Source organism: Diaphorobacter sp. LI3 (assembly GCF_022807955.1).
GTDB classification, from domain to species: Bacteria; Pseudomonadota; Gammaproteobacteria; order Burkholderiales; family Burkholderiaceae_C; genus Diaphorobacter; species Diaphorobacter nitroreducens.
Genome location: NZ_CP094346.1, coordinates 4,117,958 through 4,141,944 on the forward strand (window position 1 = coordinate 4,117,958; position 23,987 = coordinate 4,141,944).

General features: G+C 69.0%; 21 protein-coding genes. 15 read left to right on the plus strand and 6 right to left on the minus strand.

The features are described from left to right. Window positions 1-9 precede the first annotated feature (9 nt). Together MRB47_RS19200 and MRB47_RS19205 are read right to left on the minus strand one after the other, a co-directional pair. Window positions 10-312, minus strand: a complete 303-nt coding sequence (locus tag MRB47_RS19200; RefSeq protein ID WP_187148590.1) for a flagellar basal body protein — start codon at window positions 310-312, stop codon at window positions 10-12. 82 nt (window positions 313-394) lie between these two features. Then, a complete protein-coding gene (locus MRB47_RS19205; RefSeq protein WP_252101497.1) occupies window positions 395-1,339 on the minus strand; it encodes a LysR family transcriptional regulator in 945 nt (314 codons plus the stop codon). Window positions 1,340-1,430: 91 nt separating this feature from the next. Between MRB47_RS19205 and MRB47_RS19210 the strand changes: the two genes are divergently transcribed. From MRB47_RS19210 to MRB47_RS19245, 8 genes are all read left to right on the plus strand, one after another. After that, window positions 1,431-2,786 (plus strand): aspartate aminotransferase family protein, encoded by a 1,356-nt coding sequence (locus MRB47_RS19210; RefSeq protein ID WP_252101498.1) that lies wholly within the window; start codon window positions 1,431-1,433, stop codon window positions 2,784-2,786. 67 nt (window positions 2,787-2,853) lie between these two features. Next, on the plus strand, window positions 2,854-4,371 hold the full coding sequence (locus tag MRB47_RS19215) for a CoA-acylating methylmalonate-semialdehyde dehydrogenase (RefSeq protein ID WP_252101499.1): 1,518 nt from the start codon (window positions 2,854-2,856) through the stop codon (window positions 4,369-4,371). Window positions 4,372-4,505: 134 nt separating this feature from the next. Further along, window positions 4,506-4,865, plus strand: coding sequence for an MASE2 domain-containing protein (locus MRB47_RS19220; RefSeq protein ID WP_252101500.1), 360 nt, complete (start codon window positions 4,506-4,508; stop codon window positions 4,863-4,865). Next, on the plus strand, window positions 4,865-5,590 hold the full coding sequence (locus MRB47_RS19225) for a GGDEF domain-containing protein (RefSeq protein WP_252101501.1): 726 nt from the start codon (window positions 4,865-4,867) through the stop codon (window positions 5,588-5,590). Before MRB47_RS19220 ends, MRB47_RS19225 begins: the two co-directional genes overlap by 1 nt. A gap of 255 nt (window positions 5,591-5,845) precedes the next feature. After that, window positions 5,846-8,158 carry an NADP-dependent malic enzyme gene (locus tag MRB47_RS19230; RefSeq protein WP_011807184.1) on the plus strand — a complete coding sequence of 771 codons (2,313 nt, stop codon included), beginning with the start codon at window positions 5,846-5,848 and terminating at the stop codon, window positions 8,156-8,158. 154 nt (window positions 8,159-8,312) lie between these two features. Then, a complete protein-coding gene (locus tag MRB47_RS19235) occupies window positions 8,313-8,717 on the plus strand; it encodes a ribonuclease domain-containing protein (protein WP_011807185.1) in 405 nt (134 codons plus the stop codon). Between the two features lie 139 nt (window positions 8,718-8,856). Continuing rightward, a complete protein-coding gene (locus MRB47_RS19240) occupies window positions 8,857-9,282 on the plus strand; it encodes a barstar family protein (protein WP_011807186.1) in 426 nt (141 codons plus the stop codon). Further along, window positions 9,261-9,473, plus strand: a complete 213-nt coding sequence (locus MRB47_RS19245; protein ID WP_194291201.1) for a hypothetical protein — start codon at window positions 9,261-9,263, stop codon at window positions 9,471-9,473. The genes MRB47_RS19240 and MRB47_RS19245 overlap by 22 nt, the downstream gene beginning before the upstream one ends. 103 nt (window positions 9,474-9,576) lie before the next feature. On the opposite strand, the gene rsmA is transcribed toward MRB47_RS19245, so the two are convergent. The 3 genes from rsmA to MRB47_RS19260 form a co-directional block, all read right to left on the minus strand. Next, window positions 9,577-10,338: a 16S rRNA (adenine(1518)-N(6)/adenine(1519)-N(6))-dimethyltransferase RsmA gene (gene rsmA / locus MRB47_RS19250; protein ID WP_252101502.1), complete on the minus strand. Its 762-nt coding sequence runs from the start codon at window positions 10,336-10,338 to the stop codon at window positions 9,577-9,579. After that, the gene (locus tag MRB47_RS19255) at window positions 10,335-11,732 is read right to left on the minus strand and encodes a peptidylprolyl isomerase (protein ID WP_252101503.1); all 1,398 of its coding nucleotides are present in this window, start codon (window positions 11,730-11,732) and stop codon (window positions 10,335-10,337) included. The genes rsmA and MRB47_RS19255 overlap by 4 nt, the downstream gene beginning before the upstream one ends. 63 nt (window positions 11,733-11,795) lie before the next feature. Beyond that, on the minus strand, window positions 11,796-14,249 hold the full coding sequence (locus MRB47_RS19260) for an LPS-assembly protein LptD (protein ID WP_252101504.1): 2,454 nt from the start codon (window positions 14,247-14,249) through the stop codon (window positions 11,796-11,798). Window positions 14,250-14,335: 86 nt separating this feature from the next. Between MRB47_RS19260 and MRB47_RS19265 the strand changes: the two genes are divergently transcribed. From MRB47_RS19265 to MRB47_RS19295, 7 genes are all read left to right on the plus strand, one after another. Beyond that, window positions 14,336-15,484: an aminoglycoside phosphotransferase family protein gene (locus MRB47_RS19265; protein ID WP_252101505.1), complete on the plus strand. Its 1,149-nt coding sequence runs from the start codon at window positions 14,336-14,338 to the stop codon at window positions 15,482-15,484. 67 nt (window positions 15,485-15,551) lie between these two features. After that, window positions 15,552-16,280: a 16S rRNA (uracil(1498)-N(3))-methyltransferase gene (locus MRB47_RS19270; protein ID WP_172209066.1), complete on the plus strand. Its 729-nt coding sequence runs from the start codon at window positions 15,552-15,554 to the stop codon at window positions 16,278-16,280. After that, window positions 16,280-17,707 (plus strand): hypothetical protein, encoded by a 1,428-nt coding sequence (locus MRB47_RS19275; RefSeq protein WP_252101506.1) that lies wholly within the window; start codon window positions 16,280-16,282, stop codon window positions 17,705-17,707. Before MRB47_RS19270 ends, MRB47_RS19275 begins: the two co-directional genes overlap by 1 nt. Next, entirely contained in the window at window positions 17,700-18,422 is a 723-nt protein-coding gene (locus tag MRB47_RS19280) for a hypothetical protein (protein ID WP_011807193.1), read from the plus strand. The genes MRB47_RS19275 and MRB47_RS19280 overlap by 8 nt, the downstream gene beginning before the upstream one ends. 5 nt (window positions 18,423-18,427) lie before the next feature. Further along, on the plus strand, window positions 18,428-21,262 hold the full coding sequence (locus MRB47_RS19285; protein ID WP_252101507.1) for an ATP-binding protein: 2,835 nt from the start codon (window positions 18,428-18,430) through the stop codon (window positions 21,260-21,262). Between the two features lie 74 nt (window positions 21,263-21,336). Beyond that, a complete protein-coding gene (locus MRB47_RS19290) occupies window positions 21,337-21,525 on the plus strand; it encodes a hypothetical protein (protein ID WP_252101508.1) in 189 nt (62 codons plus the stop codon). 358 nt (window positions 21,526-21,883) lie between these two features. Next, window positions 21,884-23,032 carry a GGDEF domain-containing protein gene (locus MRB47_RS19295; protein ID WP_252101509.1) on the plus strand — a complete coding sequence of 383 codons (1,149 nt, stop codon included), beginning with the start codon at window positions 21,884-21,886 and terminating at the stop codon, window positions 23,030-23,032. A 67-nt stretch (window positions 23,033-23,099) separates the two neighbouring features. Here the strand turns inward: MRB47_RS19295 and MRB47_RS19300 are convergent, their stop codons facing one another. Then, window positions 23,100-23,975, minus strand: coding sequence for an alpha/beta hydrolase (locus tag MRB47_RS19300; protein WP_252101510.1), 876 nt, complete (start codon window positions 23,973-23,975; stop codon window positions 23,100-23,102). Window positions 23,976-23,987: the final 12 nt, after the last annotated feature.

Sequence of the window (23,987 nt, forward strand, 5' to 3'; positions counted from 1 at the left end):
GCGCCGCCGTCAGGCGCGCACGTCGAGCAGCGCACCGGCCATTTCGTCGGCCGTGCGCAGCACCAGCAGGCTGGCCTTGAAGGCGTAGGTGGCCGCCATCTGCTCCACGGCCTCGGCCTCCAGGGCGACGCCGGGCTGCCCGGACCGCCCCGTCCGCGCCTGCACGCCACCCTGGGCGGGCGCGGCCTGCTGGTCCACCACCTGGCGCGTGAAGCCCGGCGTGTTCAGGTTGGCGACGTTGTGCGCGCTGGTGCCCAGGCGCAGCTGCGCGGCCTGGAGGCCGGATCGGGCGATGGAAGCGAGCGCGGTCATGGTTCCGATGGTATCGGCCATTCACGCGGGCACTTGAATGGCGCTTTGTTTTTCATAGCTGCAAGCGCTTTACTGGAAAGCGCTAGAGCCCGTTTTGGTGCGCATCCAGCAGACAGCGCCCGAACAGCTGCGCCGCGCGGCTGGGCTCGGGCGAGCGGCGCACCAGGCTCACGAAGCGGCAGTCGTAGCGGAACAGGTCGGGCCGCACGGCACGCATGCGCCCCTGGCGCTCGAAGCCCTCGGCGTAGTGGTCGGGCAGAAAGCCCAGGAAGCGCCCCGACAGCACCAGCGTGGCGATCGATTCCTGGTCGAACCCCGTGGCGCTGCGCGTCAGGCGCGCCTCGTGGCTCAGCTCCATGTTGGGCGAGTGGTAGCCCAGGCCCGCGAAGGGGTATGCGCGCACGGCGTCCCAGTCCAGCGCGCCGTGGGGCGCATCGAACAGCGCATGGCCCGCGCCGCAGTAGAGCAGCATGGTCTCGCCGAACAGGTCGGTATAGACCAGGCTCTGCGAGCTGCGGTGCGCGGGGATGACGCCCACCTGGAAGCTCCCGTCGATCACCCCGCGCTCGATGGCGTTGATCGAGCCCACGTGCAGCTGCAGCTGCACGTGCGGCGCCTGGCCGGTGAACGCGGCGATCGCCTGGCCGATGCGCGCGGCCGGGTTGCTGGCCGTCTTGTCGAACACCGCCACGGCGAGCTGCCCGCCCATGCGCGCGTGGATGTCGTCGATGCTGCCCAGAAAGCCGCGCACCGAGGCCAGCAGGCGCAGCGTCTCCTCGTACACGCGCTGCCCCTCGGGCGTGAGCGCGAAGCCCGCGCGCCCGCGCCGGCACAGCGTGAGGCCCAGGCGCGTCTCCAGGTCCTTCACGTGGCGGCTCACGGTGCTAGTGCCGATGTTCAGTTCCAACTCGGCCGCCGCCATGCCGCCGCACTCGACCACGGCCTTGAAGACCTGCAAGAGGCGCAGGTCCATGTCGGAGAGCTGGCCCAGCACGGCGCGCTGGCGGGGAGCGGTTTTTACTTGCATGAACTGGCAAGTGAACGTGGATATTTGTTGCTTCAAGGGATTATGGCCGCTGCCAACAATCGCGCATTCCCTCTTGTTCAAGGAGACCGCCATGTCCTTCGCCGTCATTGACGAAACCACCGCCGCCCCGCGCATGGATGCCGCCTGGCTCGACGCGCACTGGATGCCGTTCACCGGCAACCGCGACTTCAAGGCCAAGCCGCGCATGATCGTGGGCGCCCAGGGCGCCTACTACACCGACGCCGACGGCCGCAAGATCTTCGACGGCCTCTCGGGCCTGTGGTGCTCGGGCCTCGGCCACGGCCGCACGGAGGTGGCCCAGGCCATCGGCCGCGCCGCCGCCACGCTGGACTACGCACCGGCCTTCCAGTTCGGCCACCCCGCGTCGTTCGCGCTGGCCAATAAGATCAAGGAACTGACGCCCGCCGGGCTGGACTACGTGTTTTTTACCGGCTCGGGCTCCGAGTCGGCCGACACGTCGCTCAAGATGGCGCGCGCCTACTGGCGCGCCAAGGGCCAGGGCACCAAGACGCGCCTGATCGGCCGCGAGAAGGGCTACCACGGCGTGAACTACGGCGGCATCTCGGTGGGTGGCATCGCTGGCAACCGCAAGCTGTTCGGCCAGGGCGTGGAGGCGGACCACATTCCCCACACCCAGCCGCCGGCCGGCACCTTTCAGAAGGGCATGGCCGAAGACGGCGGCCGCGCGTTGGCTGACAGACTGCTCGACGTGATCGCGCTGCACGACGCGAGCAACATCGCTGCGGTGATCGTTGAGCCCTTCTCGGGCTCGGCCGGCGTGGTGATTCCCCCGAAGGGCTACCTGGAGCGCATCCGCGAGATCTGCACGCAGAACAACATCCTGCTGATTTTTGACGAGGTCATCACCGGCTTTGGCCGCTGCGGCACCTGGACCGGGGCGGAGGCCTTTGGCGTGACGCCCGACATCCTGAACTTCGCCAAGCAGGTGACCAACGGTGCGCAGCCGCTGGGCGGCGTGATCGCCACCAAGGAGATTTACGACACCTTCATGGCGCAGGGCGGCCCCGAGTACATGCTGGAGTTCCCGCACGGCTACACCTACTCGGCCCACCCCGTGGCCTGTGCGGCGGGCAACGCGGTGCTCGACATACTGCAAAAGGAAGACATGCCCGGCCGCGTGAAGGCGCTGGCGCCCTACTTCGAGAACGCCGTACACGGCCTGAAAGGCGCCAAGCACGTGGCCGACATCCGCAACTACGGCCTGGCCGCCGGCATCACCATCAGCGCCCTGCCCGGCGAACCCGCCAAGCGCCCCTACGAGATCGCCATGAAGTGCTGGGACAAGGGCTTCTACGTGCGCTACGGTGGCGACACCATCCAGCTTGCGCCCCCGTTCATCAGCACCCAGGCCGAGATCGACCGACTGGTCAGCGCCCTGGGCGACGCTCTGCACGAGACCGCTTGAACTCCTGTTTTGATAGCTGTTAGCGCTTGATGGATAAGCGCTAGAGCCCGTTTTAGCTTAGAACATCATGCACCACGACAAGAACGTCACCACCACCGTCGGCCACCTGATCGATGGCAAGCTTGTTGCCGACACCGAGCGCACGCAGCCCGTGTTCAATCCCGCCACCGGCCAATCGACCACCAGCGTGGCGCTGGCGAGCCAGGCCACGGTGGAAGCCGCCATTGCTTCGGCCGAAGCCGCCTTCCCCGCCTGGCGCAACACGCCGCCCTTGAAGCGCGCCCGCGTGATGAGCAAGCTCAAAGTGCTACTCGAAGAGAACGCCGACAAGATCGCCGCCCTGATCACCGCCGAGCACGGCAAGGTGCTGGCCGACGCGCACGGCGAGCTGCAGCGCGGCATCGAGAACGTGGAATACGCCAGCTACGCGCCCGAGCTGCTCAAGGGCGAGCACAGCCGCAACGTGGGCCCCGGCATTGACTCGTGGAGCGAATTCCAGGCGCTGGGCGTCACCGCCGGCATCACGCCCTTCAACTTCCCGGCCATGGTGCCGCTGTGGATGTGGCCCATGGCCGTGGCCTGCGGCAACACCTTCGTGCTCAAGCCCTCTGAGCGTGACCCCAGCAGCACGCTGTTCATCGCCCAGCTGGCGCTGGAAGCGGGCCTGCCGCCCGGCGTGCTCAACGTGGTCAACGGCGACAAGCTGGCCGTGGACACGCTGCTGCAAGACCCGCGCGTGAAAGCCGTGAGCTTTGTGGGCTCCACCCCCATCGCCGAGTACATCTACGCCGAAGGCTGCAAGCACGGCAAGCGCGTGCAGGCCCTGGGCGGCGCCAAGAACCATGCGGTGCTCATGCCCGACGCGGACGTGGACAACGCCGTGAGCGCGCTGATGGGTGCCGCTTATGGATCGTGCGGCGAACGCTGCATGGCGATCCCGCTGCTGGTGGCCGTGGGCGACGAAGTGGGCGACGCCGTGATTGCGGGCCTGAAGGCCGAGATCGCCAAGATGAAGGTCGGCCCCGGCACCGACAACAGCAACGACATGGGCCCGCTGGTGACCAAGCCGCACTTCGAGAAGGTGAAGGCGTATGTGGACAGCGGCGTGCAGGAGGGCGCCACGCTGGTGGTGGATGGCCGTGGCGTGCAGGTGGCGGGCCATGAAGAAGGCTACTTCCTGGGCGCCTGCCTGTTCGACAACGTCAAGCCCGGCATGAAGATCTACCAAGAAGAAATCTTCGGCCCCGTGCTTGGCGTGGTGCGCGTGAAAACGCTGCAGGAAGCCATGCAGCTCATCAACGACCACGAATACGGCAACGGCACCTGCATCTTCACGCGCGACGGCGAGGCCGCCCGCTACTTCACCGACCACATCCAGGTCGGCATGGTGGGCGTGAACGTGCCCCTGCCTGTGCCGGTGGCCTACCACTCGTTCGGCGGCTGGAAGCGCAGCCTGTTCGGCGACCTGCACGCCTACGGCCCCGACGCCGTGCGCTTCTACACCAAGCGCAAGACGATCACCCAGCGCTGGCCCTCGGCGGGCGTGCGCGAGGGGGCGGTGTTCAGCTTCCCGAGCAGCCGCTGACGGCACGGCGGGGGTTGAGAAATGCGGCTGCTGGGCAGGCGTCGGCATCGCTATTACAGTTGTTCACAACAATTTGTCTGCCCAAGCTGGCCCCCGATCCCTCTTCCCGCAGCAGCGTGCATTGGACCGTGCGCATGAACCGGCGCGATCGCACGATCTTCTACCCGTTGCTTTTTCTGGCGCTGGGTTCGCATCTGCTCGTCACCGACGCGCCAGGATGGACGTGGGTGTTGCTGGCCTTGAACTACCTGGTCTTTCCCCAGGCCGCCTACTGGCGGGCACGACACGCGGTCGACCCGCTGCGCGCAGAAATGCAGAACCTGGACACCGACGTCGTCCTGTTTGGCCTGTGGGCTGGCATCCTGGCTTCCCGCTGTGGATCACCTTCATGCTGGTCGCATCGGGCTGCATCAACGTCGTGGTCTTCCACGGCGCCCGAGGGGGTATTCGCCTCGTTGTGGGAATTGCCACCGGCGTTGCACTGGCGACGATAGTGGCCCCGCTGACGTGGAAGCCCGACACGGACCTGCGCACCTCCCTGCTCTGCATAACGGCCATGGGGCTGTATCTGTTCGCATTCGCCAGCGATGGCTATCACCGCGCCATAGCCCAGCACAGGGTGCATGCGCAGTTGCGCAAACAGTTCGAGGAAATCCAGTCGCTGCAGGTCCAGTTGAGCGAACAAGCCCTGCGCGACCCACTGACCGGGCTGTCCAACCGCCGCCATCTGGACACCGTGTTGGCGGCCACGCTGGAACGCTGCCGCAGCGAAGGACAGCCGCTGTCGCTGTTGCTGCTCGACATCGACCATTTCAAGAGCATCAACGATGCACATGGCCATAGCACCGGCGACCTGGTGCTGCAGGCAATGGCGCAGTTGCTGCTGCAGCATGTGCGCCCCGAGGACGCAGCCTGCCGCCTGGGAGGCGAGGAGTTCGTGGTGGTGCTCGACAACACCCCGCCGGCCGTGGCGATCGAGCGCGCACAGGAACTGCGGCGGGCTTTCGAAGCGCAGCGTATCCGTGCTCCAAGCGCGGAATTGACTGCCACCCTGTCCTGCAGCGTGGCGGCCTTCCCGGACCAAGGCGATACGCCCCAGGCGCTCATCGCTTGCGCCGACCAGGCGATGTACGCCGCCCAACAGGCCGGCCGCAATCGCGTGACCAGTAGTGCCAGGCCTCCCACCGAGCAAACGGCGGACAGCACGTTGATGGCCTGAGCCGTCGGGCATACAAGGTCCGATCGCAACCTGCGGTAAAACTGTTTCACCCACATACGCATGTCTGCGTACCAGGGTTTCCACGCAAGCCTCCCCTACAATCGCGGTCCCTCAGAGCCTGTTTGCGCTCCTTTCCTGCTTCGCAGCCCTTGAAGGCCGGCAGGCGATCGCGGCAGGCTCGCGATCAGCTGACAACCCGCCCCGGCGGTTCGGGCGCGGCGTCAGCCCCCTGACTTTTGAGCTGGAGACGCCTCAATGCCCGATACCCCCGCGGCCCCCCCCACGTCCGACAAGCGTGCCCTGCTGCGTCGTGCCGCACTCGAATATCACGAGTTTCCCCAGCCCGGCAAGATCACGATTGCTGCGACCAAGCAGATGGTCAATCAGCATGACTTGGCACTGGCCTATTCCCCCGGCGTGGCCGCGCCCTGCGAAGAGATCGTCAAGGACCCCGCCGCTGCCTTTCGCTACACCGCCCGCGGCAACCTGGTCGGCGTGGTGACCAACGGCACGGCCGTGCTGGGCCTGGGCGATATCGGCCCGCTGGCCGGCAAGCCGGTGATGGAAGGCAAGGGCGTCCTGTTCAAGAAGTTCTCGGGCATCGATGTGTTCGACATCGAGATCAACGAGAAGGACCCGGACAAGCTCATCGAGATCATTGCCTCGCTGGAACCCACGTTCGGCGGCATCAACCTGGAAGACATCAAGGCCCCGGACTGCTTCTACATCGAGCGCAAGCTGCGCGAGCGCATGAACATTCCGGTGTTCCATGACGATCAGCACGGCACGGCCATCGTCGTGGGCGCCGCCATCCTCAACGGCCTGAAGGTGGCCGGCAAGGACCCCAAGAAGATCAAGCTCGTGACCTCGGGGGCCGGCGCGGCCGCGTTGGCCTGCCTGGGCCTGCTGGTCAAGCTGGGCATTCCACGGGAGAACATCTGGGTGACCGACCTGGCCGGCGTGGTCTACGAAGGACGCACCGAGCTCATGGACGAGGACAAGGTGCAATACGCCCAGAAGACGTCCGCCCGCACGCTGGCGGAGGTGATCGAAGGTGCCGACGTGTTCCTCGGCCTGTCGGCCGGCGGCGTGCTCAAGCAAGACATGGTCCGCAAGATGAACGCGCGCCCGCTGATCTTCGCGCTGGCCAACCCCAACCCCGAGATCTCGCCCGAAGACGTGAAGGCGGTCCGCGACGACGCCATCATCGCCACCGGCCGCACCGACTATCCGAACCAGGTCAACAACGTCCTGTGCTTCCCGTACATCTTCCGCGGCGCGCTGGACTGCGGCGCCACGACGATCACCACCGAGATGGAGATCGCCGCCGTTCATGCCATCGCCGAGCTGGCCCAGGCCGAGCAAAGCGAAGTGGTGGCTGCCGCCTATGTCGGCGAGCCGCTGGCCTTCGGCCCGGACTACCTGATTCCCAAGCCGTTCGACCCGCGCCTGATGATGAAGATCGCACCGGCGGTGGCGCAGGCCGCGGCCGACAGCGGCGTGGCCCAGCGCCCCGTGGCCGACATGGACGCCTACCGCGACCATCTGCAGACCTTCGTCTACGCGTCCGGCACCACGATGAAGCCGATCTTCACGGCGGCCAAGGTGGCTCCCAAGAAGCGCGTAGCCTTCTCCGAGGGCGAGGAAGAGCGCGTGCTGCGCGCCGCGCAGATCGTGGTGGACGAGAAGATCGCGCGCCCCACGCTCATCGGCCGCCCGGCCATCATCGCCCAGCGCATCGAGAAATTCGGCTTGCGCCTGAAAGAGGGCCAGGACTACGACGTGGTCAACGTGGAGCAGGACCACCGCTACCGCGACTTCTGGCAAACCTACCACCGCATGACCGAGCGCAAGGGCGTGACGGTGCCCATCGCCAAGATCGAGATGCGCCGGCGCCTGACGCTGATCGGCTCGATGCTGTTGCACAAGGGCGAGGTGGACGGCCTGATCTGCGGCACCTGGGGCCACACATCGCACCATCTGCAGTACATCGACCAGGTGATCGGCAAGCGCGCCGGCGTGAACACCTACGCCTGCATGAACGGCCTGCTGCTGCCCGATCGCCAGGTGTTCGTGGTGGACACCCATGTGAACTACGACCCCACGGCCGAGCAGCTCGCCGAGATCACCATCATGGCGGCCGAGGAGATGATGCGCTTCGGCATCAAGCCCAAGGCAGCGTTGCTGTCGCACTCCAACTTCGGATCCAGCAACCAACCCAGCGCGGTGAAGATGCGCCAGACGCTGGACCTGCTGCGCGTGCAGGCGCCCTGGCTGGAGGTGGACGGCGAAATGCACGGCGACGTGGCGCTGGACGGCAAGGCCCGCTCGGCCCTCATGCCCCATGGCACGCTGGCGGGCGACGCCAACCTGCTGGTCATGCCCAACATCGACGCGGCCAACATCTCCTACAACCTGCTCAAGACCGCCGCTGGCGGCAATATCGCCATTGGCCCGGTGCTGCTGGGCGCGGCTGAGCCGGTGCACATTCTCACCGCCAGCGCCACGGTGCGCCGCATCGTCAATATGACCGCCCTCACCGTGGCGGATGCCAACGCGGCCCGATAACGGCCATGACAAGCGCCGCTCTACGAGTGGGCGCTGACAATTGCCCTTCGTTCCTGCCCATTTTTTGGGCAGGCGCTTGCCTTATGTGCGCCTTTTTGTCACACTAGCGGGTCGAAATTTCGGGTTAACCCGTAGTTTCTGAAAGGTGTAGTGGATGTTGCAGGCTGTCGCCATCCGGGCGTACAAGGCAATGGGGGCGTGCGTTCTGGGTGCTGCGGTCACGCTTGCGCCCGTGGTGGTGTCCGCGCGGCAGCTCCCTGACACTGCCGCCAATCCTCCCATCTCGCTGGCTGAGCTCCCCCCGCAGGGGCGGGCCACCTATGCGCTGATCCATGAGGGTGGGCCGTTCCCGTACGACAAGGATGGTTCAGTATTCGGCAACCGTGAGCGTCTGCTCCCCCTGAAGAAACGCGGCTATTACCGCGAATACACGGTGCGCACGCCCGGCGTGCGCCACCGGGGAGCGCGGCGCATCGTGTGCGGGGGCGCTCCCCGCACACCGGACGCCTGCTATTTCACCAGCGACCATTACGCGAGCTTTCGAGAAATCAGGGAATGAACGCCAGGAATGCCCCTTGCGGCAAATCCCCTGGCAAGGCCCCTGATGCATCGCACCAACGGTTTTTCTTCCGCTAGCCGCCTTCGCCAGGCTGTCGGATACTTCTATTCGTGGACCTCTAAAAGAAAGAGCAACGGAGATGGAAACGCCACTTCGTAAAGACCAGGAAACGCTTCTGCGCGGTGTGCGCCCCAATATCGTGCAGTCGATCCGTGCCTTCCGGGTGCACGACCTGCAGGACACGGCGCGCGCCATGGGCCACCACTTCCTGTATGCCAACCTGGCACATGCGCAGTCCAAGCAGGACATCCTGGACCTGATCGCCACGCAGTTCACCTTCCCGGCGCACTTCGGCAAGAACTTCGACGCGCTGTACGACTGCATGACCGATCCACTGCACAAGTCGGGCCCGCAGCCGGGCTTCATCGTGGTGCTGGAGCAGATCCCGATCACGGCCAAGTTCGACAAGGAAGCCCGCGAGCAATTGCTGGACATCTTCCGCGATGCCGCCGACTACTGGGGCGACCGCAAGATCCCGTTCCGTTGCTTCTATTCTTTTCTGTAGCCCGTTCTGCAACCGCCGGCCAGGCGGAACGGGCGCAGGAGGAGCACGGCAGTGCCGCCTCCCAGGCCATAGAGATCGCGATCGATCCCGTGGGCGAGAAGATGCCCACCGACAAGCTGGTGGACGTCTCCCCCATGGCGCTGCGCATGAGCAGCCCCTTCAACGCTGGCTACTGGCTCACGGCCGCGTGATGAAGCATGACCGGCCGCAGCCCTGCTCCGGCCGGTCACGGTTTTGCGCTTTGAATCAAATCGGGCGCTAGCACCCTACCAATAAGCGCGAGCAGCTCCTATTTCAGGAGCATTCCTGCGCCAATGCGACGTACTCGCTCACTGGCACCTCCTCGGCCCGGCGCTGGGTGTCGAACGTGCCGGCAAACTGCCGCGCTTCGAGCCAGCGGCCCAGCGTGTGGCGCAACAGCTTGCGCCGCTGACTGAAGGCCACCTGCACCAACTCCTCCAGCACGGGCATCGACAGCGCCTCGGGCGCTTCGTGCGGCACCATGCGCACCACCGCACTGTCCACGCGCGGCGGCGGATCGAAGCTCTCGGGCGGCACGAACAGCACGTTCTCCATGGCGTAGCGCCATTGCAGCATCACCGACAGCCGGCCATAGGCGCTGGTCGCCGGCGCGGCCACCATGCGGTCGATGACTTCCTTTTGCAGCATGAAATGCTGGTCCGCAATGACCCGCACGTGCGCCAGCAGATGGAACAGGATGGGCGTGGAGATGTTGTAGGGCAGGTTGCCGACCACTCTTATTTTGGGAGCATTCAGCGCTTGCGCTACCTGCGCAAAGTCCACTTTCAGCACATCGGACTCGATGACATCGAGCTGCCCGTGCTGACGCAGCCGCGCGGCCAGGTCGCGGTCCAGTTCGACCACCGTGAGCCGGCCCAGGCGTTCGACCAGCGGCTGGGTCAGCGCCGCCAGCCCCGGGCCGATCTCCACCATGGGCTGCCCGGGCTCGGGCGCGATGGCGCGCACGATCGCATCGATGATGCCCGAGTCGCTCAGGAAGTGCTGGCCGAAGCGCTTGCGCGGGATGTGCTTCATTGCGGAGCGTCGCGGTATTCCACGTAGGCCCGGCCCCTAGCTTCCTGGATCCAGGTGGCGAAGGCCTTGTCGAGCTTCTTTTCGCGCACGGTGTCGCGCACCATGTCACGCTGCTCGCGCTGGGTGAGCTTGGCCTCGCGGCGCTCCAGCAGCTGGATCAGGTGCACCCCAAAGCGCGACACCACGGGGCGGCTGATCTCGCCAGGGCGCAGGGCATTGAGCGCCTCTTCGAATTCGGGCACGTAGCGCCCGGGCGATGCCCAGCCCAGGTCGCCGCCGTCCTTGGCGCTGCCGTCCTGCGAATACTCGCGTGCCAGCGCCGCGAAGTCGGCGCCGCCGCGCGCGATGCGATCGCGCAGATCCTCCAGCCGCTCGGCCGCCTGGCGTTCCGACAGGTTGGCATTGGTGCGCAGCAGAATGTGGCGCGCGTGGCTCTGCACGGCCGTGGTGGGCACGCCGCTCTGGGTCTTGTCCACCACCTTCAGGATGTGAAAGCCCGCGGGCGAGCGCACCGGGCCGACCACGCTGCCCACGCTGGCTTGCTGCGTGGCGTTCACGAACAACTCGGGATAGCGGTCGGCCGGGCGCAGGCCCAGCAGTCCGCCGTTGGCGCCTTCGGGCGCATCGGAATACTCGCGCGCCACGGCGCCAAAGTCGCCACCCGCCTGCACCTTGGCCAGCGCCTCCTGTGCGCGCGCCGAGCGCTGGGCCACCTCGTCCGGGCCGGCGTTCTCAGGCACTTTCACCAGGATGTGGCCCAGGTTGAGTTCCAGCTTGCCCGGGCCGACGGCCTGCCGCTGCTCGCGCAGGTACTGGTCCACCTCCAGGTCGCTCACACGCACGCGCGACTCCACGTCGCGCTCGCGCAGGCGCAGCGCCAGCAGCTGGTTGCGCAGCTCTTCGCGAAAGCGCTCCTTGCTGATGCCATCGGCGGCCAGGCGCCGGTGCATTTCGTCCACGCTGATGCTGTTCTGCCGCGCCACCGACTGCTCGGCCTGGCTGACGGCATAGTCGTCCACCTTGATGCCGGTCTCCTTGGCCTGCTGCACCTGGATCTTCTCCAGGATCAGGCGCTCCAGCACCTCCTTGGCCAGCAGCTCCTGCGGCGGAACCTTGCCGCCCTGGCTGGCGATCTGCTGCACCACGCGCTCGGTGCGCTGGCGCACCTCGTTGTTGGTGATGGGCTCGGAATTGACCACGGCGACGATGTAATCCGCCTGCCGCGGCGCATTGGAGGCCGTCGCCCCGGCCGGCGGCAGCAGCGTCGCTGCGGAGGGCAGCCGCGGCTGGCCGGTGGCCGACGGGCGCAGCCCCTGCGCATGGGCGCTCATGGGCACCAGCGGTGCGACGGCGGTCAGGCAGACCAGGCCCAGGGTCAAGGCACGGTGTTTCATGGCGTGGTGCAAATTCATGGTGCAAGGCGGCGCGTCGCCCAAGCGGGGCGGCGCGCAAGGCGATCAATCGTACTGGGTGAAGCGGCTGGGGGTGGACACGCTTTCGCGCAGGAACTGGTAGCGCGGCACATTCTGCTTGAGGCTGGACAGCGGGTTGGAGCCCAGCGACAGGCGCGAGAAGCCGATGAACTCGATCTGGAACATGAGCCGGGTGTTGGAGGACGTGACGCTGCGCTGCAGGCGCTCCAGCACCACGCGGCCGATCCAGCAGCAGCTCTCGTACTCCAGGCCCACCACGGTGTCCACCAGTTTGCGGTCCTGCAGGCTGTAGTTCAGCCGCCCCACGCTGTACCAGCGCCCCCCGGCAGAGGAAGGCTTGTCGCCGCGGTCGCCCCACAGGTCGTTGAGCGGCCACTGCCAGCCCACGTCGATCTGCTCGCTGGGCTCGGTGATCAGGCCGGTGACCTTCTGCATGCGGTAGGCCGCGCTCACCGTGCGGTAGTTGCCGGGCGAATAGCGCGCCCCCACCGTGGTGCGCAGGGACCGGCCGGTCTTGGGGTTGTATTGCACCGTGGAGTCGAAGCCCCACTGCGGCGTCCAGTTGATGCCCGCGCCCAGCAGCACGTCCGACAGCCGCTCGTTCACCGGCGAGCCGCCGGGCATGGTGACTTCCTGGTCGGAAAAGCGCACGCGCTGTGCCACGCCGAAGCGCGCGGCCTCGGCGCCGGTGTCGGGGTCGAGCAGGCGCGTGGTCACGCCCAGCGTGAGCAGGTTGTTGTCGGCCAGCCGGTCCTGTCCGCCAAAGGCGTTCTCGGTGTAGATCGACGCGAAGTTGAAGTCGTTCACCGCGGTGTCGTAGATCGGCAGCAGGCGCTGGTCGCGGTACGGGGTGTAGGTATAGAAGGCGCGCGGCTCCAGGGTCTGCAGGAAGTCGCGGCCGAAATAGCGGGCGTCGCGCTCGAACACCAGGCCGCTGTCCAGGCTGAACGTGGGCAGCGTGCGGCTGGCGGTGCGCTGGCCGTTGGCCAGCGGCGCATCGAACTCGTAGTGCGTGCTGTGCAACTGCACGCGCGGTGTGATGAAACCCGCCGGCGCCAGGAACGGCCGGCTGACCTGCGCCATGGTGTAGCTGCGCTTGGCATTGGGCTGGCCGGTGTAGGCGCGGTCGGCGTGAAAGCTGGTGTAGTCGGCCTCGACACTCGCATCCAGCCCGCCGGCCAGCTGCAGCGGCCGGTACTCCCAGCGCAGCTGCGGCATGCGGTCGTAGGGCGGGATGATGGGCGCGTTCACGTCCTGCAGCGTTTGCCACTTGAGGGTGCGCAGCAGCAGCGAATGCTCGCCGCGCGCCCAGTTCAGCGTCGCGTCGCCCGGCAGCAGGCGCTGGGTGAGCTGGTCGTTCACGCCGCTGCGGCCACTGTTGCGCCGGGAGAAGTCGCGCCAATAGTTGTCGTCGCTCACGCGCTTGATGTCGATGCCCAGTCCCACGCCGCCTGCGGGCGTATCAAAGGTAGCGCGGTGCTTGATGCCGTAGGCCCAGCGGTCGCGGTCGCGCAGCCGGTCGTTGGGCATGTAGTCGGCCGTCAACTCGCCGCTGTAGCGCGGCTCCAGGTAACGGAACTCCGTGCCCAGGGCCACGCCGCGCCGCGTCATGACCGTAGGCGTGATGGTGGCGTCGCGGTTGGGCGCGATGTTCCAGTAGTACGGCTGCGCGTATTCGAAGCCGCTGACGCTGTCCAGCCCGAGCGTGGGCGGCAGCAGGCCGGACTTGCGCCGGTCCGACAGCGGGAAGGTGATGCGCGGAATCGGCAGCACCGGCACGCCCTTGAACTCCAGCACGCCATTCTCGGCCGTGCCGACGTCCTCCACGCGGTCCAGGTGGATGCGCTCGGCGCGCAGGATCCAGTCGGGCTGCCAACTGGCCTCGTCGGTGCGCTCGCAGGTGGTGTAGGTGGCGTTGTGCACCACGGAACGGTCGCGGTCGAGGAAGTCCACGCGCGAGGCCTCGCCATGCGCCGCGGTCTCCAGGAAGCGGTAGCGCGCGTCGCTGAAGAAGCCGGTGAAGGCCTCCACGCGCAGGTCCAGCTGCGAGCCTTCATACCGGTTGCCCGCGCGGTTGATGAGCACGTTGCCACTGGCGCGCGCGCGGTCATCGGCCACGTCGTATTGCATGCGGTCGGCATGCACCACCGTGTCGCCGCGGCGCAGCTCGGCGTTGCCCTCGATCGTGGCCTGGATGTCCGGTTGGCCCGTCACGCGGTCTCCGCGCACGAACACCGGCAGTTGCTGGCGGATGCCGTAGGGCAGCACCTCCTGCAGGCGCGGGCTGGAGCGCAGCGCCGGCGCAGGCTCGGTCGGGACAGCGTCCGCCGCGGGCTGTGCCTGGGCCAGCACGGCCAGTGGCACGCCGCACAGCATCAGGGCCGCCAGCCGCGCCAGCATGCTGCGCGGAGGCAGGTGCGCGGCGAATGGGCGGTGCGTCGGGACGTGCAGGGCGTGGGGCAAGGGGAGACGATCCATGGATTGCGACGGACGGCGGGCCGCTAGGCACGGGCACCGCGGGCCACCCCGCCGGGGAAGGCCGGGTTTGTAGAATCCGATTATCCATGAGCCACCCCTCTTCCCCCACTCCGGCGGGCACATCCGAGCCGGCCACGGGCGCCGTGCATACGGGCGCCGTGCATACGGGCGCCGTGCACTGGACCGACCCGGCCCGCCAAGCCGCCTTCAACGCCTGGCTGGCCCCGCTGGCCGCCTCGCTCCAGTTGCGGCGCGAGTCCCTGCGCCCGGCGTCGGCGGACGCGAGCTTTCGCCGCTACCTGCGTCTGGACGCCGTTGATGGCACCAGCTGCATCGTCATGGACGCGCCTCCCGACAAGGAAGACTGCCGCCCGTTCGTGCAGGTGCAGGCGCTGCTGCAGGCCGCCGGCCTGCGCGTGCCGCAGATCCTGGCCTGGGACGAAGCGCACGGCTTCATGCTGCTGTCCGACCTGGGCGCGCAGACCGCCATCGAGCGCCTGGACCCTGCCAACCCGGCCGCCGCGCACGCCTGGTACCTGCAGGCCGTGGACCTGCTCATCGACTGGCAGCGCGCCTCGCGCCCCGGCGTGCTGCCGGCCTACGACGAGCCGCTGCTGCGCCGCGAGCTGCAGCTCTTTCCCGACTGGTACATCGCCCGCCACCGCCAGGCCACGCTGACCGACGCTCAGCAAACCACGCTGGCCCGCGCCTTCGACGCCATCGTGGCGCAGAACCTGGCGGCCCCCAGCGTGTACGTGCACCGCGACTTCATGATGCGCAACCTGATGGTGGGTGCGGACGAGCGCCTGGGCGTGCTGGACTTCCAGGACGCGGTCTACGGCCCCGTGACCTATGACATCGCCAGCCTGATGCGCGACGCCTTCATCAGCTGGGAAGAAGACTTCGTCATCGACATTACCGTGCGTTACTGGGAGAAGGCCCGGCGTGCGGGCATTCTCGGCGCCGCGAGCGGCAGCGGCTGGGGTGCGGACTTCGGCGACTTCTACCGCGCGGTGGACTTCATGGCGCTGCAGCGCCACCTGAAGGTGGCCGGCATCTTCGCGCGCCTGACGCTGCGCGACGGCAAGCCCAAGTACCTGGCCGACGCGCCGCGCTTTATCGCCTACATCCGCCAGACGGCCGGCCGCTACCGCGAGCTGTCGCCGCTGCTGCGGCTGGTGGACGAACTGGAAGGCACTCAGGCCGCCATGGGCTACGCCTTCGGGCGCGTCTAGGTTTACAAGCCAAATCGGCCTCCAGCGCTTGTCCATCAAGCGCTGGCAGCTACTATTTTTGAAAGATATGCCCCGTTTTCACTGCCCCCTGCCCCTGGCCGCTGATGCGCAGCTCACGCTGCCGCCGACGGCCGCGCGCCATGTGCAGGTGCTGCGCCTGCAGCCGGGCGACGCGGTCACGCTGTTCAACGGCGAGGGCGGCGAGTGGAGCGCCACCGTCACCCACATGGGCCGCAGCGATGTGCAGGTGCAGGTCGGCAGCCACAGCGCCGTGGAGCGCGAGGCCGCGCGCGCCGTGCACCTGGTGGTGGGCATGCCCGCCAACGAGCGCATGGACTGGCTGGTGGAAAAGGCCACCGAGCTGGGTGCCGCGAGCATCCAGCCGATTGCCGCGGCACGCAGCGTGCTCAAGCTGTCCGGCGAGCGCGCCGCCAAGCGCCAGCAGCACTGGCAGGCGATTGCCGTGGCGGCCTGCGAGCAATGCGGGCGCAACCGCGTGCCCTCCGTGCACGCGCCGCTGTCCCTGGCCGACTGGCTGCGCCAGCCCCCTGCCGACGCACTCGCCCCCGACGCGGCGCGCCTGCTGCTGTCGCTGCGCAGCGGCAGCCGCCCGCTGCGGGAAGCCGCGGCCCAGGGCGGCGCCGTCTGGGTGCTGCACGGCCCCGAGGGCGGCCTGACCGCGCAGGAGGAAGACGCCGCGCTGGCCCAGGGCTTTGCGCCGGCCAGCCTGGGCGCGCGCGTGCTGCGGGCGGAAACTGCCTCGGTGGCGGCGCTGGCGCTGCTGGGGCTGGCCTGATGCGCGCACTGGCCCCGGACGACCTGGCGCCGCAGGTCGGCGATGACGCGCTGGACAACGGCGTGAGTGCAGGCATGGGCCTAGGCATGGGCGCCATCGCGGATTTCTTTCGCGACGCCTACAGTTTTGACGATACCGCGCAGGACTCCCCGCTGCTGTGGCACCTGTCGCGCCAGCAGCCGCTCACGCAGGCGCTGAGCGGCCTGTTCCACGGCCCCGCGGCGCTGGTGCAGCTGCGCGTGTGGGTGTTCCTGCAACTGGCGGCGCAGGGCGACGCGCAACTGCCGCGCGAACGCATCGACGAACTCTTTCACGCGCTGCGCCCCGAAGCGCTGGAGACGGTGCTCAAGCGCCTGCGCGACGTGGGCCTGCTGGCCTGGGACGAGACCCAGCGCAGCTACCACCTGCCCGCGCTGGCCCAGCGCGTGGCCGGCCTGCTGGCACCGCTGACCAGCCCCGCGCCCGAGGACGACCACGCCGACGGCGGCGAACTGGCCGCCCTGCTGGGCCAGGTGGTGGGCGCCAACCAGTTGGGCAGCGTGGATGCCGGCCAGGTGCAGCTGCTGCAGGCGCAGCTGGCGCGCCTGCACGGCGAGTTTGCCGACGCCATCGCCAGCGGGTCCGAGTTCCGCCTGCGCGAGGCGCGCAAGCGCTACGACCGCGCAGCCCAGCTCATCGACCGCGCCTCCGACGCCATCACCGCCATCATCGGCAACAGCCACGGCCACCTGCTGCTGGAGCGCGCGGCGCGCGGCCTGGGCCAGGCGCAGTCGCGCCTGCTGGCCATGGCCAGCCAGTTCAACCGTGCGCTGCAGCAGGTGGACCGCCAGCGCGTGACGCTGGGCACCACCGGCATCACCAGCACCGACGTGAAGCGCTGGCTGCAGGCCGCGCCGCAGTTGCACCGCCTGCTGGACGGCGCCGTGGCCCAGCCCACGCAACTGGCCACGCTGGCCCCGCACGAGCTGCTGGACGTGGTGGAGGCCGAGTTCGAACGCGACCGCCCCCAGCCCGCGCTAGCCGAGGCCCTGCCCAGCGCGCAGAGCGCCCCGACCGGCACGCTGACCGCCGTGGCCCTGCCGCGCGAGCTGGGCGACCTGAATGCGCTGCTCGCCGAATGGGCCCGCGTCGGCGGCCATGCCGATACCGCCCGCACCGCGGCCGAGGCCCTGCTGGGCCCGCGCCCCGGCGCCACGCGCTACGCGCAGCTGGCCTACAAGGCCCAGCTCATGCCCCTGCTGGGCGATCCGCAGGCCGCCGTGCTGCCGGGCCTGACGGGCGAGCTGGCGCGCCAGCCGTGGCGCATCGAATGGCAGCCGCAGGCCGAGCCGCTGGACCACCACCAGGTGGAGCTGCTCAGCCGTGGCCGGCTGGTGCCGGCCGAACCCGACAGCCCCCAGGGCACCGAGGAAGTGAAGAATGGATGACGCCGCCCTGCTGATCGCCGAGCTGCTCACGCGCCGCTGGCTGCCCCGCAGCCACCCGCGTGTGAAGCGCGCGCTGGTCGATGCCGAACTCTTTGCCCAGGTGGAGCAGCGCCTGGCCCAATCCGGCCTGCGCTGGATGGACAGCATCTACGCCGACCACGTGAGCGTGGCCCTCTTGAGCGCCGCGCAGAACGGAGTGATGGGCGAGTCCGGCCTGAACGCCAACAACAACCTGGAGCTGCCGCGCGACGCGCAGGCGCTGCTCATCGTGCTGTGGGCGCTCATCGTTTTACCGAAGCGCGAGCGCCAGACCAGCCGCGTGCAGGAGGCCGACGCGGGGCAGAACGACTTCTTCCCCGGCGCCAAGCCCCTGCCCCAGGCCAGCGTGGCCAGCCCCGTGCTGTCGTACAAGGCGCTGCTGGAAGACTACGGCCCGCAGCTGGGCAAGAAGCTGCGCCTGGACGCCAACCTCAAGCTGCTGGAGCGCCATGGCTTCATCCTGCGCCGCCAGGACGAGATCGCCGAGGGGCCGCTGCTGGACGTGCTGCTGGACTACGACGTGCTCGCCCCGCGCATCCTGGACGGTGCGCTGGCCGACGTACTGCTGCGCGAGCGCGCGGCTGCGCCGGAATCCGAGCCAAATCAGCCTCTAACGCCCGAACAGCAAGCGCCAGCAGCTATGAATAACGAAGCATCCACGGTGCAGGAGAACTGACCGCCATGTTCCACCTGCAAACCCTGGAACTCGTTCACTGGGACTACTGCCAGCGCGTGTCGCTGCCGCTGGACGGCTCCATCATCACGATTGCCGGCCCCAACGGCTCGGGCAAGACCACGCTGCTGGACGCCATGCGCACCCTGCTGGGCCTGCGCTGCTCGGCCCCGCGCGACTACCGCACCTATGCGCGCCACGCCGGCGCGCAGACCGCCTGGCTGCGCGCCGTGGTGGACAACCGGCCGCAGGGCCGGCAAAGCTCCAGCCGCCCGTTTGCGCGCCGCCTGCTCTACAGCGACCAGGTCACGCTGGCCTGCCGCATCGACAAGAACGGGGGCGACTGGCAGCGCCGCTACTGCCTGGTGGAGGGCGATGTCTCCATCGAGCAGCTGCTGGACATGCCCGAGAAGGACCTGGGCTTCATGGGCGTGGAGGCCTGGGGCCGCGTGCTGGCCGCCGCCGGCCTGTCGCCGGCGATTGCGCGCGTGCTCTCGCTGGAGCAGGGCCAGACCGACCGGCTGTGCGAATTCAGCCCGCGCGAGCTGCTGCGCCTGGTGTTCGACGTGTTCGGCGACCAGCAGGTGCTGGACGCCTACGACCAGGCGCGCGAGCACCAGCAGCAGCTGGCGCGCGAGATGGCGCAGGCCGAGCGCGAGCTGGACCACAGCCGCGCGCAGCTCTCCGAACTGCACAACCGCGTGACCAACTACAAGACCTGGCAGATGCGCCTGGCCGAGCGCGAGCGCCTGGCCACCGAGGTGCTGCCCGTGCTCGGCTGGTGGGGCGAGCGCGAACAGCTCACCAAACAATTGCGCGAGTTGCGCCGCCAGAAGGCCCAGCACCGCGCGGCCCTGGCGGAGCAGGCGGTGCAGAACAAGCGCCTGCTGCACCTGCTGGAGGAAGGCACGCGCGCGCAACAGCAAGCCGAGCAGCTGCGCGCAGAGCGCGACCAGGCGCGCACGCAGCTGGACGAGGCCACACGCCACGAAGCCCCGCTGGAAAAGCTGGCCCAGCGCGAGCAGGAGCTGCTGGCGCTGGTGGACAAGGGCAGCAATGCCGACGAATTGCAGGCCCACCTGGCCCAGTTGCAGGACCAGGAATCGGCCCTGCAGGACGAGCGCAGCCAACTCACCCAGCGGCGCAAGCTGGCCGCCGCGCAGCTCGCCGCGCTCGAAGGCCAGAGCCTGCCGCCGCTGCCGCCCGAGGTGCTGCGCTTTCGCAAACAACTGGCCAACGCCGGCATCGGCCACCGCTTCGTTGCCGAAACCGTGGAAGTGCAGGACGAGCGCTGGCGCGCCGCCATCGAGGGCGTGCTGCGCGGCCACCGCTGGGTGGTGCTGCTGGACCAGGCCAACGACCTGGCCGAGGCCTGGGAGCTGGGCGAGCGCGAGCGCTACCGCCACTACATCGTCGAGCCGGGCAGCGTGGCGCTGAAGGGCGAGAGCGGCACGCTACTGGAGCATGTGCGCTTCACCGCGCCCGTGCCGCGCTGGCTGGTGCAGCAACTGCAGAACCTGCGCTGCGTGGCCGACCCGCGCGAGGGCAAGAAGCTGGGCGGCACCTGGATCACGCCCCAGGCCTACATGCACGACGGGCGCGGCGCGCGCTCCATGTGGGTGGAGGCGCATGAGCACCAGTTCGGCGCCAGCGCCGTGCAGGCACGCCGCAGCGCGGCCGAGCGCGACCTGGCCCGCATCGATGCGCAGCTGGCACCCGTGCTGGACCAGCTCATGGCCCTCAAGCGCCAGATCACCGACACCCGCCGCGCCCTGGAAGGCCACAGCGCCGCCGAGGAGCTGGCGCGCCGCTGCGAAGAGTTTGGCCAGGCGCGCGAACAGTTGCCCGCCGCCAAGCAGGCGCGCGTGGCCGCCGCCCAGCTGTGGCAGCGCCTGGAGCAGGAATCCGCCCGCGCCCACGACCGCCACCGCGCCTTCAACGACGAGCACAAGCGCCTGGAGGCGCAGCTGCAGCGCGCGCGCGGCGACAGCGAGCGCGCCGCGCAGGAGTGGAGCGCGCGCCGCCGCCAGCAACAGGGGGCCGTGGCCCGCAGCCAGGCCCAGCGCGCGCAGTTCCCGGCGCGCTGGATCACGCCCGCCGCCATGGGCGCGCTGGTCGACGAATACGTGAACGACACCCAGGCCAAGCTGCGCCTGCATGCCGTGGAGCAGGAGCTGGAGCAAGGCACCTGGGAGCAGGACGCCACCGTGGAAGAACGCCACCGCCGCATGGACGTGACGGTGCGCGAGCAGGCGGCCAGCCTGTCGGACCACCAGGTCAAGAACGCCCAGGCCGCCACGGCGGTGCTGAACGCGCGCGAGAGCTACATCGAGGTGCTGCGCAGCACGGTGCGCCGCTACCGCAAGAACATCCAGGAGCTGGGCCAGCTGGCCGGTGTGGAAGTGGCGGCCGACCTCCCCCTGCTGGAGAACGACGACACCGTGCTCGCCCAGGCGGGCCTGAAGGTGCATTTCGCCTTCGACGGCAAGGGCAGCATCGGGCTGAACGACGGCGAGGCCTCGGGCGGGCAGCAGGTCATCAAGTCGCTGATCCTGCTGGTGGGCCTGCTGAAAGACGAGGAAAGCGGCTCGGGCGGCTTCGTCTTCATCGACGAGCCCTTCGCCCACCTGGACGTGCGCAACATCCAGCTCGTGGGCCACTTCCTGCGCAGCACGCGCGCGCAGTACGTGCTGACCACGCCCATCACGCACAACCTGGAGGTGTTCGAGCCCGCCGAGATCACCCTCGTGACCAGCAAGAAGCCCGCCGGCAGCCGCTGGGCGCCGCCCATCGCCGTGGCCAAGCGGCGCGGCGTGCCGGAGCTCAAACCCCTCAGCGCATGACCGCCCCGCGCACGCAACCCAACGGGCACAGGCGCCGTACGCGGCACGGCGCACCGTGGACGAGCCTGCCAACGTTGCGCCCCGCCCAACAGGCCCTTTTGTGCGACTGGCTGCGCGCCGACGCGGCAGAACGCCAATGGCAGTCCCTGCTGGACATTGCGCGCGCACAGCGGCTGGAAGCGCTGGGCAACGCCCGCTTCGCGCCGCTGTTGTGGCTGGGCGGCTCGCTCACTCTGAATGCCCCGGGGGCTGCATCGACGTAGCGGCTGCCGACCTGTGCAGCCTGCCCACGCGCCTGTTTGGCGCGCCGGCTCAGGTGCGGGCGCCCCGCCGCTACTGGCTGGTCGAGAACCGCGCGAGCTTCGAGCGCCAGGCATTGGCGGCCGCGCCCGGCCCTTGCGTGGTGTAGCTGCCCGGCCAGCCGCCGCAGAGCTGGCGGGAGGCGATGCAGTGGCTGCAACATCGTCCCACGACAGGGCATCGGGACAACTCATCGCCCCCCCTGGCAGGCCAGACCTACAGCTCACGGCAACTACCTATTCTCAGACCGCGCGCGGGCCGCCTACAGTGCACACAGCGTGCGCGGTCCGCAGCCCCGCGCCTCTGAGAAAAGGAGCTTGCGTGAACCAGGAGGCCACGGGCCGCCGCGGCCTCGCCCTGCGGACGCTGGATGCACTCATCACGACCGATCCCCATCAGCGCATCCGCCTGGCTATGGCGGGGGTGTCGGCGCTGCTGATGCTGGGCTGCATCGGGGCGATGCACCTGGTGGCCGCCGCAGGCCTGACCGATCCCGTGCCGGTGTACTGGTGGACCCTGGCGTGCGGCGCGGGCATCACCACGGTGTTCGTGCTCATCCGCAGCGGCGCCAGCCGGCGCTTTGCCGACCCGTCGCTCACGCTGTTCCAGATCGTCTATGCGATTGCCTGCAACGCGGCGGCCTATGTGATCGCCGGCCCCGCGCGCGGCATTGCGCCACCCATTCTCGCGGTCATCATGATGTTCGGCGTCTTCGGGCTCACCCCCCGCCAGATGGTGGGCGTGGCGCTCTACGGGCTGGTGGCCTTTGGTGCAGCGGGCGCCGTGGTGCAGTGGTGGCATCCGCGTTGGCTGCCGCCCGACAGCCAGCCCCCGGCGCTGTCGGCGGCCTACCTGGTCATGATTGCGATGGTGTTGGCCAGCAGCACCTTCCTCACCAAGCGCGTACACAGCGCGCGGGCCCGTCTGCGCAGCCAACAGCGCGAGCTGGCCGCCGCCGTGGAGCAGATCCGCGAACTGGCCATCCGCGACGAGCTCACAGGCCTGCCCAACCGCCGCTGCATGCTGGAGATGATGCGGCTGGAGCATGCGCGCGCGCAGCGCAGCCGGCAGCCCCTGCTGCTGGCGCAGCTGGACCTGGACCATTTCAAGGCGGTGAACGACACGCACGGCCATGCGGCCGGCGACGTGGCGCTGCAGTCGTTCGCGCAGACGGTGCACGGCTGCGTGCGGGCCAGCGACCTCCTGGCGCGCTGGGGCGGCGAGGAGTTCCTGCTGCTCATGGCCAATACCCACCCGGCGGACGGCACGCGTCTGCTGGAGCGCGTGCGCGCCACCGTGGCCGCCACGCCCGTGGCCCTGCCAGGCGGCATGCAGCTGTCTCTGACGGTGTCGGTCGGGCTGGCGGAACTGGCCCACGGCGAGAGCACCGCCGCGCTGCTGCAGCGCGCGGACGCGGCCCTCTACGGCGCCAAGCGCCTGGGGCGCAACCGCGTGCTGCTCGCGCACTGAGGGCGGGTTTGCTCCTAAAAAAGTAGCTGCTAGCGCTTGCTACACAAGCGCCGCAGGCCGATTTGGCTCAAGCCGCCACGGGCTGCGCCCGGCGCACCGGGCAGCGCTGCTCCAGCCACGACTCCAGTTGCGCGAACACGGGCGCCGCGTCGCGCTCGTTGAAGATCTCGTGGTACAGCCCCGCAAAGCCCTGGGCATGCACCACGGCCGGGGGCGCCGCTGCCGCGAAGGCACGGCTGCCCGCGGGATTGACGATGCGGTCGTCCTCACCCCACAGCAGCAGCGTAGGAACCGTCCAGCGCGCGGCGCGCGCCAGCGTGGCGGGGCCGGCATCGGCAATGAAGCGAGCCAACCGCGCGCTGATGCGGTCGTGGCAACGCCGGTCGGCCCGGTAGGCGGCCACCACGGCCGGGTCGTGCGACAGGTGTTCAGGGTTCAGGCCGTTGCCCACGCGCAGGTTGGGCACCAGCCGGGGCAGCGTGGCCAGCAGCAGCTTTTGCAGCGGGTTCATGAAAGTGGCCAGCGCGGGCGACGAGAGCACCAGCGCATCCACGGGGCGCACGCCCCGCGCCACGAAGCTCGCCGCCACCAGCCCGCCCATGCTGTGGCCCAGCAGCACCAGCGGCTCGCCGGGCCGCAGCCGCGTGCGCGTGGCGTCCACCAGGTCCGCCAGGTCGGCCAGCAGGCGCAGGTCGCTGGTGAGGCCGCCTCGCGGCCCGCCGGAGTCGCCGTGGCCGTAGTGGTCGTAGCCGCGCACGCTGAAGCCCCAGCCGTTCATGCGCTGGGCCAGAGCCTCGTAGCGCCCCGCGTGCTCGCCCAGGCCGTGCACCAGCAGCACGGCGCCGCGGCGCTCCTGCGCGGGCAGCGGCCAGTCCTGTACGGCGAGGTTTTCACCGTCGCTGGCGGTGAAGGGGCGCAGCGTGGGTTCGCTCAGTTCCTCCATGGCCGTGCGCGT

Excerpts from the sequence above, each read along its gene's own strand:
- MRB47_RS19200 (WP_187148590.1), bottom strand. The coding sequence starts at position 312 with ATGACCGCGCTCGCTTCCATCGCCCGATCCGGCCTCCAGGCCGCGCAG.
- MRB47_RS19205 (WP_252101497.1), bottom strand. The coding sequence starts at position 1,339 with ATGCAAGTAAAAACCGCTCCCCGCCAGCGCGCCGTGCTGGGCCAGCTC.
- MRB47_RS19210 (WP_252101498.1), top strand. The coding sequence starts at position 1,431 with ATGTCCTTCGCCGTCATTGACGAAACCACCGCCGCCCCGCGCATGGAT.
- MRB47_RS19215 (WP_252101499.1), top strand. The coding sequence starts at position 2,854 with ATGCACCACGACAAGAACGTCACCACCACCGTCGGCCACCTGATCGAT.
- MRB47_RS19220 (WP_252101500.1), top strand. The coding sequence starts at position 4,506 with ATGAACCGGCGCGATCGCACGATCTTCTACCCGTTGCTTTTTCTGGCG.
- MRB47_RS19230 (WP_011807184.1), top strand. The coding sequence starts at position 5,846 with ATGCCCGATACCCCCGCGGCCCCCCCCACGTCCGACAAGCGTGCCCTG.
- MRB47_RS19235 (WP_011807185.1), top strand. The coding sequence starts at position 8,313 with ATGTTGCAGGCTGTCGCCATCCGGGCGTACAAGGCAATGGGGGCGTGC.
- MRB47_RS19240 (WP_011807186.1), top strand. The coding sequence starts at position 8,857 with ATGGAAACGCCACTTCGTAAAGACCAGGAAACGCTTCTGCGCGGTGTG.
- rsmA (WP_252101502.1), bottom strand. The coding sequence starts at position 10,338 with ATGAAGCACATCCCGCGCAAGCGCTTCGGCCAGCACTTCCTGAGCGAC.
- MRB47_RS19255 (WP_252101503.1), bottom strand. The coding sequence starts at position 11,732 with ATGAAACACCGTGCCTTGACCCTGGGCCTGGTCTGCCTGACCGCCGTC.
- MRB47_RS19260 (WP_252101504.1), bottom strand. The coding sequence starts at position 14,249 with ATGGATCGTCTCCCCTTGCCCCACGCCCTGCACGTCCCGACGCACCGC.
- MRB47_RS19265 (WP_252101505.1), top strand. The coding sequence starts at position 14,336 with ATGAGCCACCCCTCTTCCCCCACTCCGGCGGGCACATCCGAGCCGGCC.
- MRB47_RS19270 (WP_172209066.1), top strand. The coding sequence starts at position 15,552 with ATGCCCCGTTTTCACTGCCCCCTGCCCCTGGCCGCTGATGCGCAGCTC.
- MRB47_RS19275 (WP_252101506.1), top strand. The coding sequence starts at position 16,280 with ATGCGCGCACTGGCCCCGGACGACCTGGCGCCGCAGGTCGGCGATGAC.
- MRB47_RS19280 (WP_011807193.1), top strand. The coding sequence starts at position 17,700 with ATGGATGACGCCGCCCTGCTGATCGCCGAGCTGCTCACGCGCCGCTGG.
- MRB47_RS19285 (WP_252101507.1), top strand. The coding sequence starts at position 18,428 with ATGTTCCACCTGCAAACCCTGGAACTCGTTCACTGGGACTACTGCCAG.
- MRB47_RS19300 (WP_252101510.1), bottom strand. The coding sequence starts at position 23,975 with ATGGAGGAACTGAGCGAACCCACGCTGCGCCCCTTCACCGCCAGCGAC.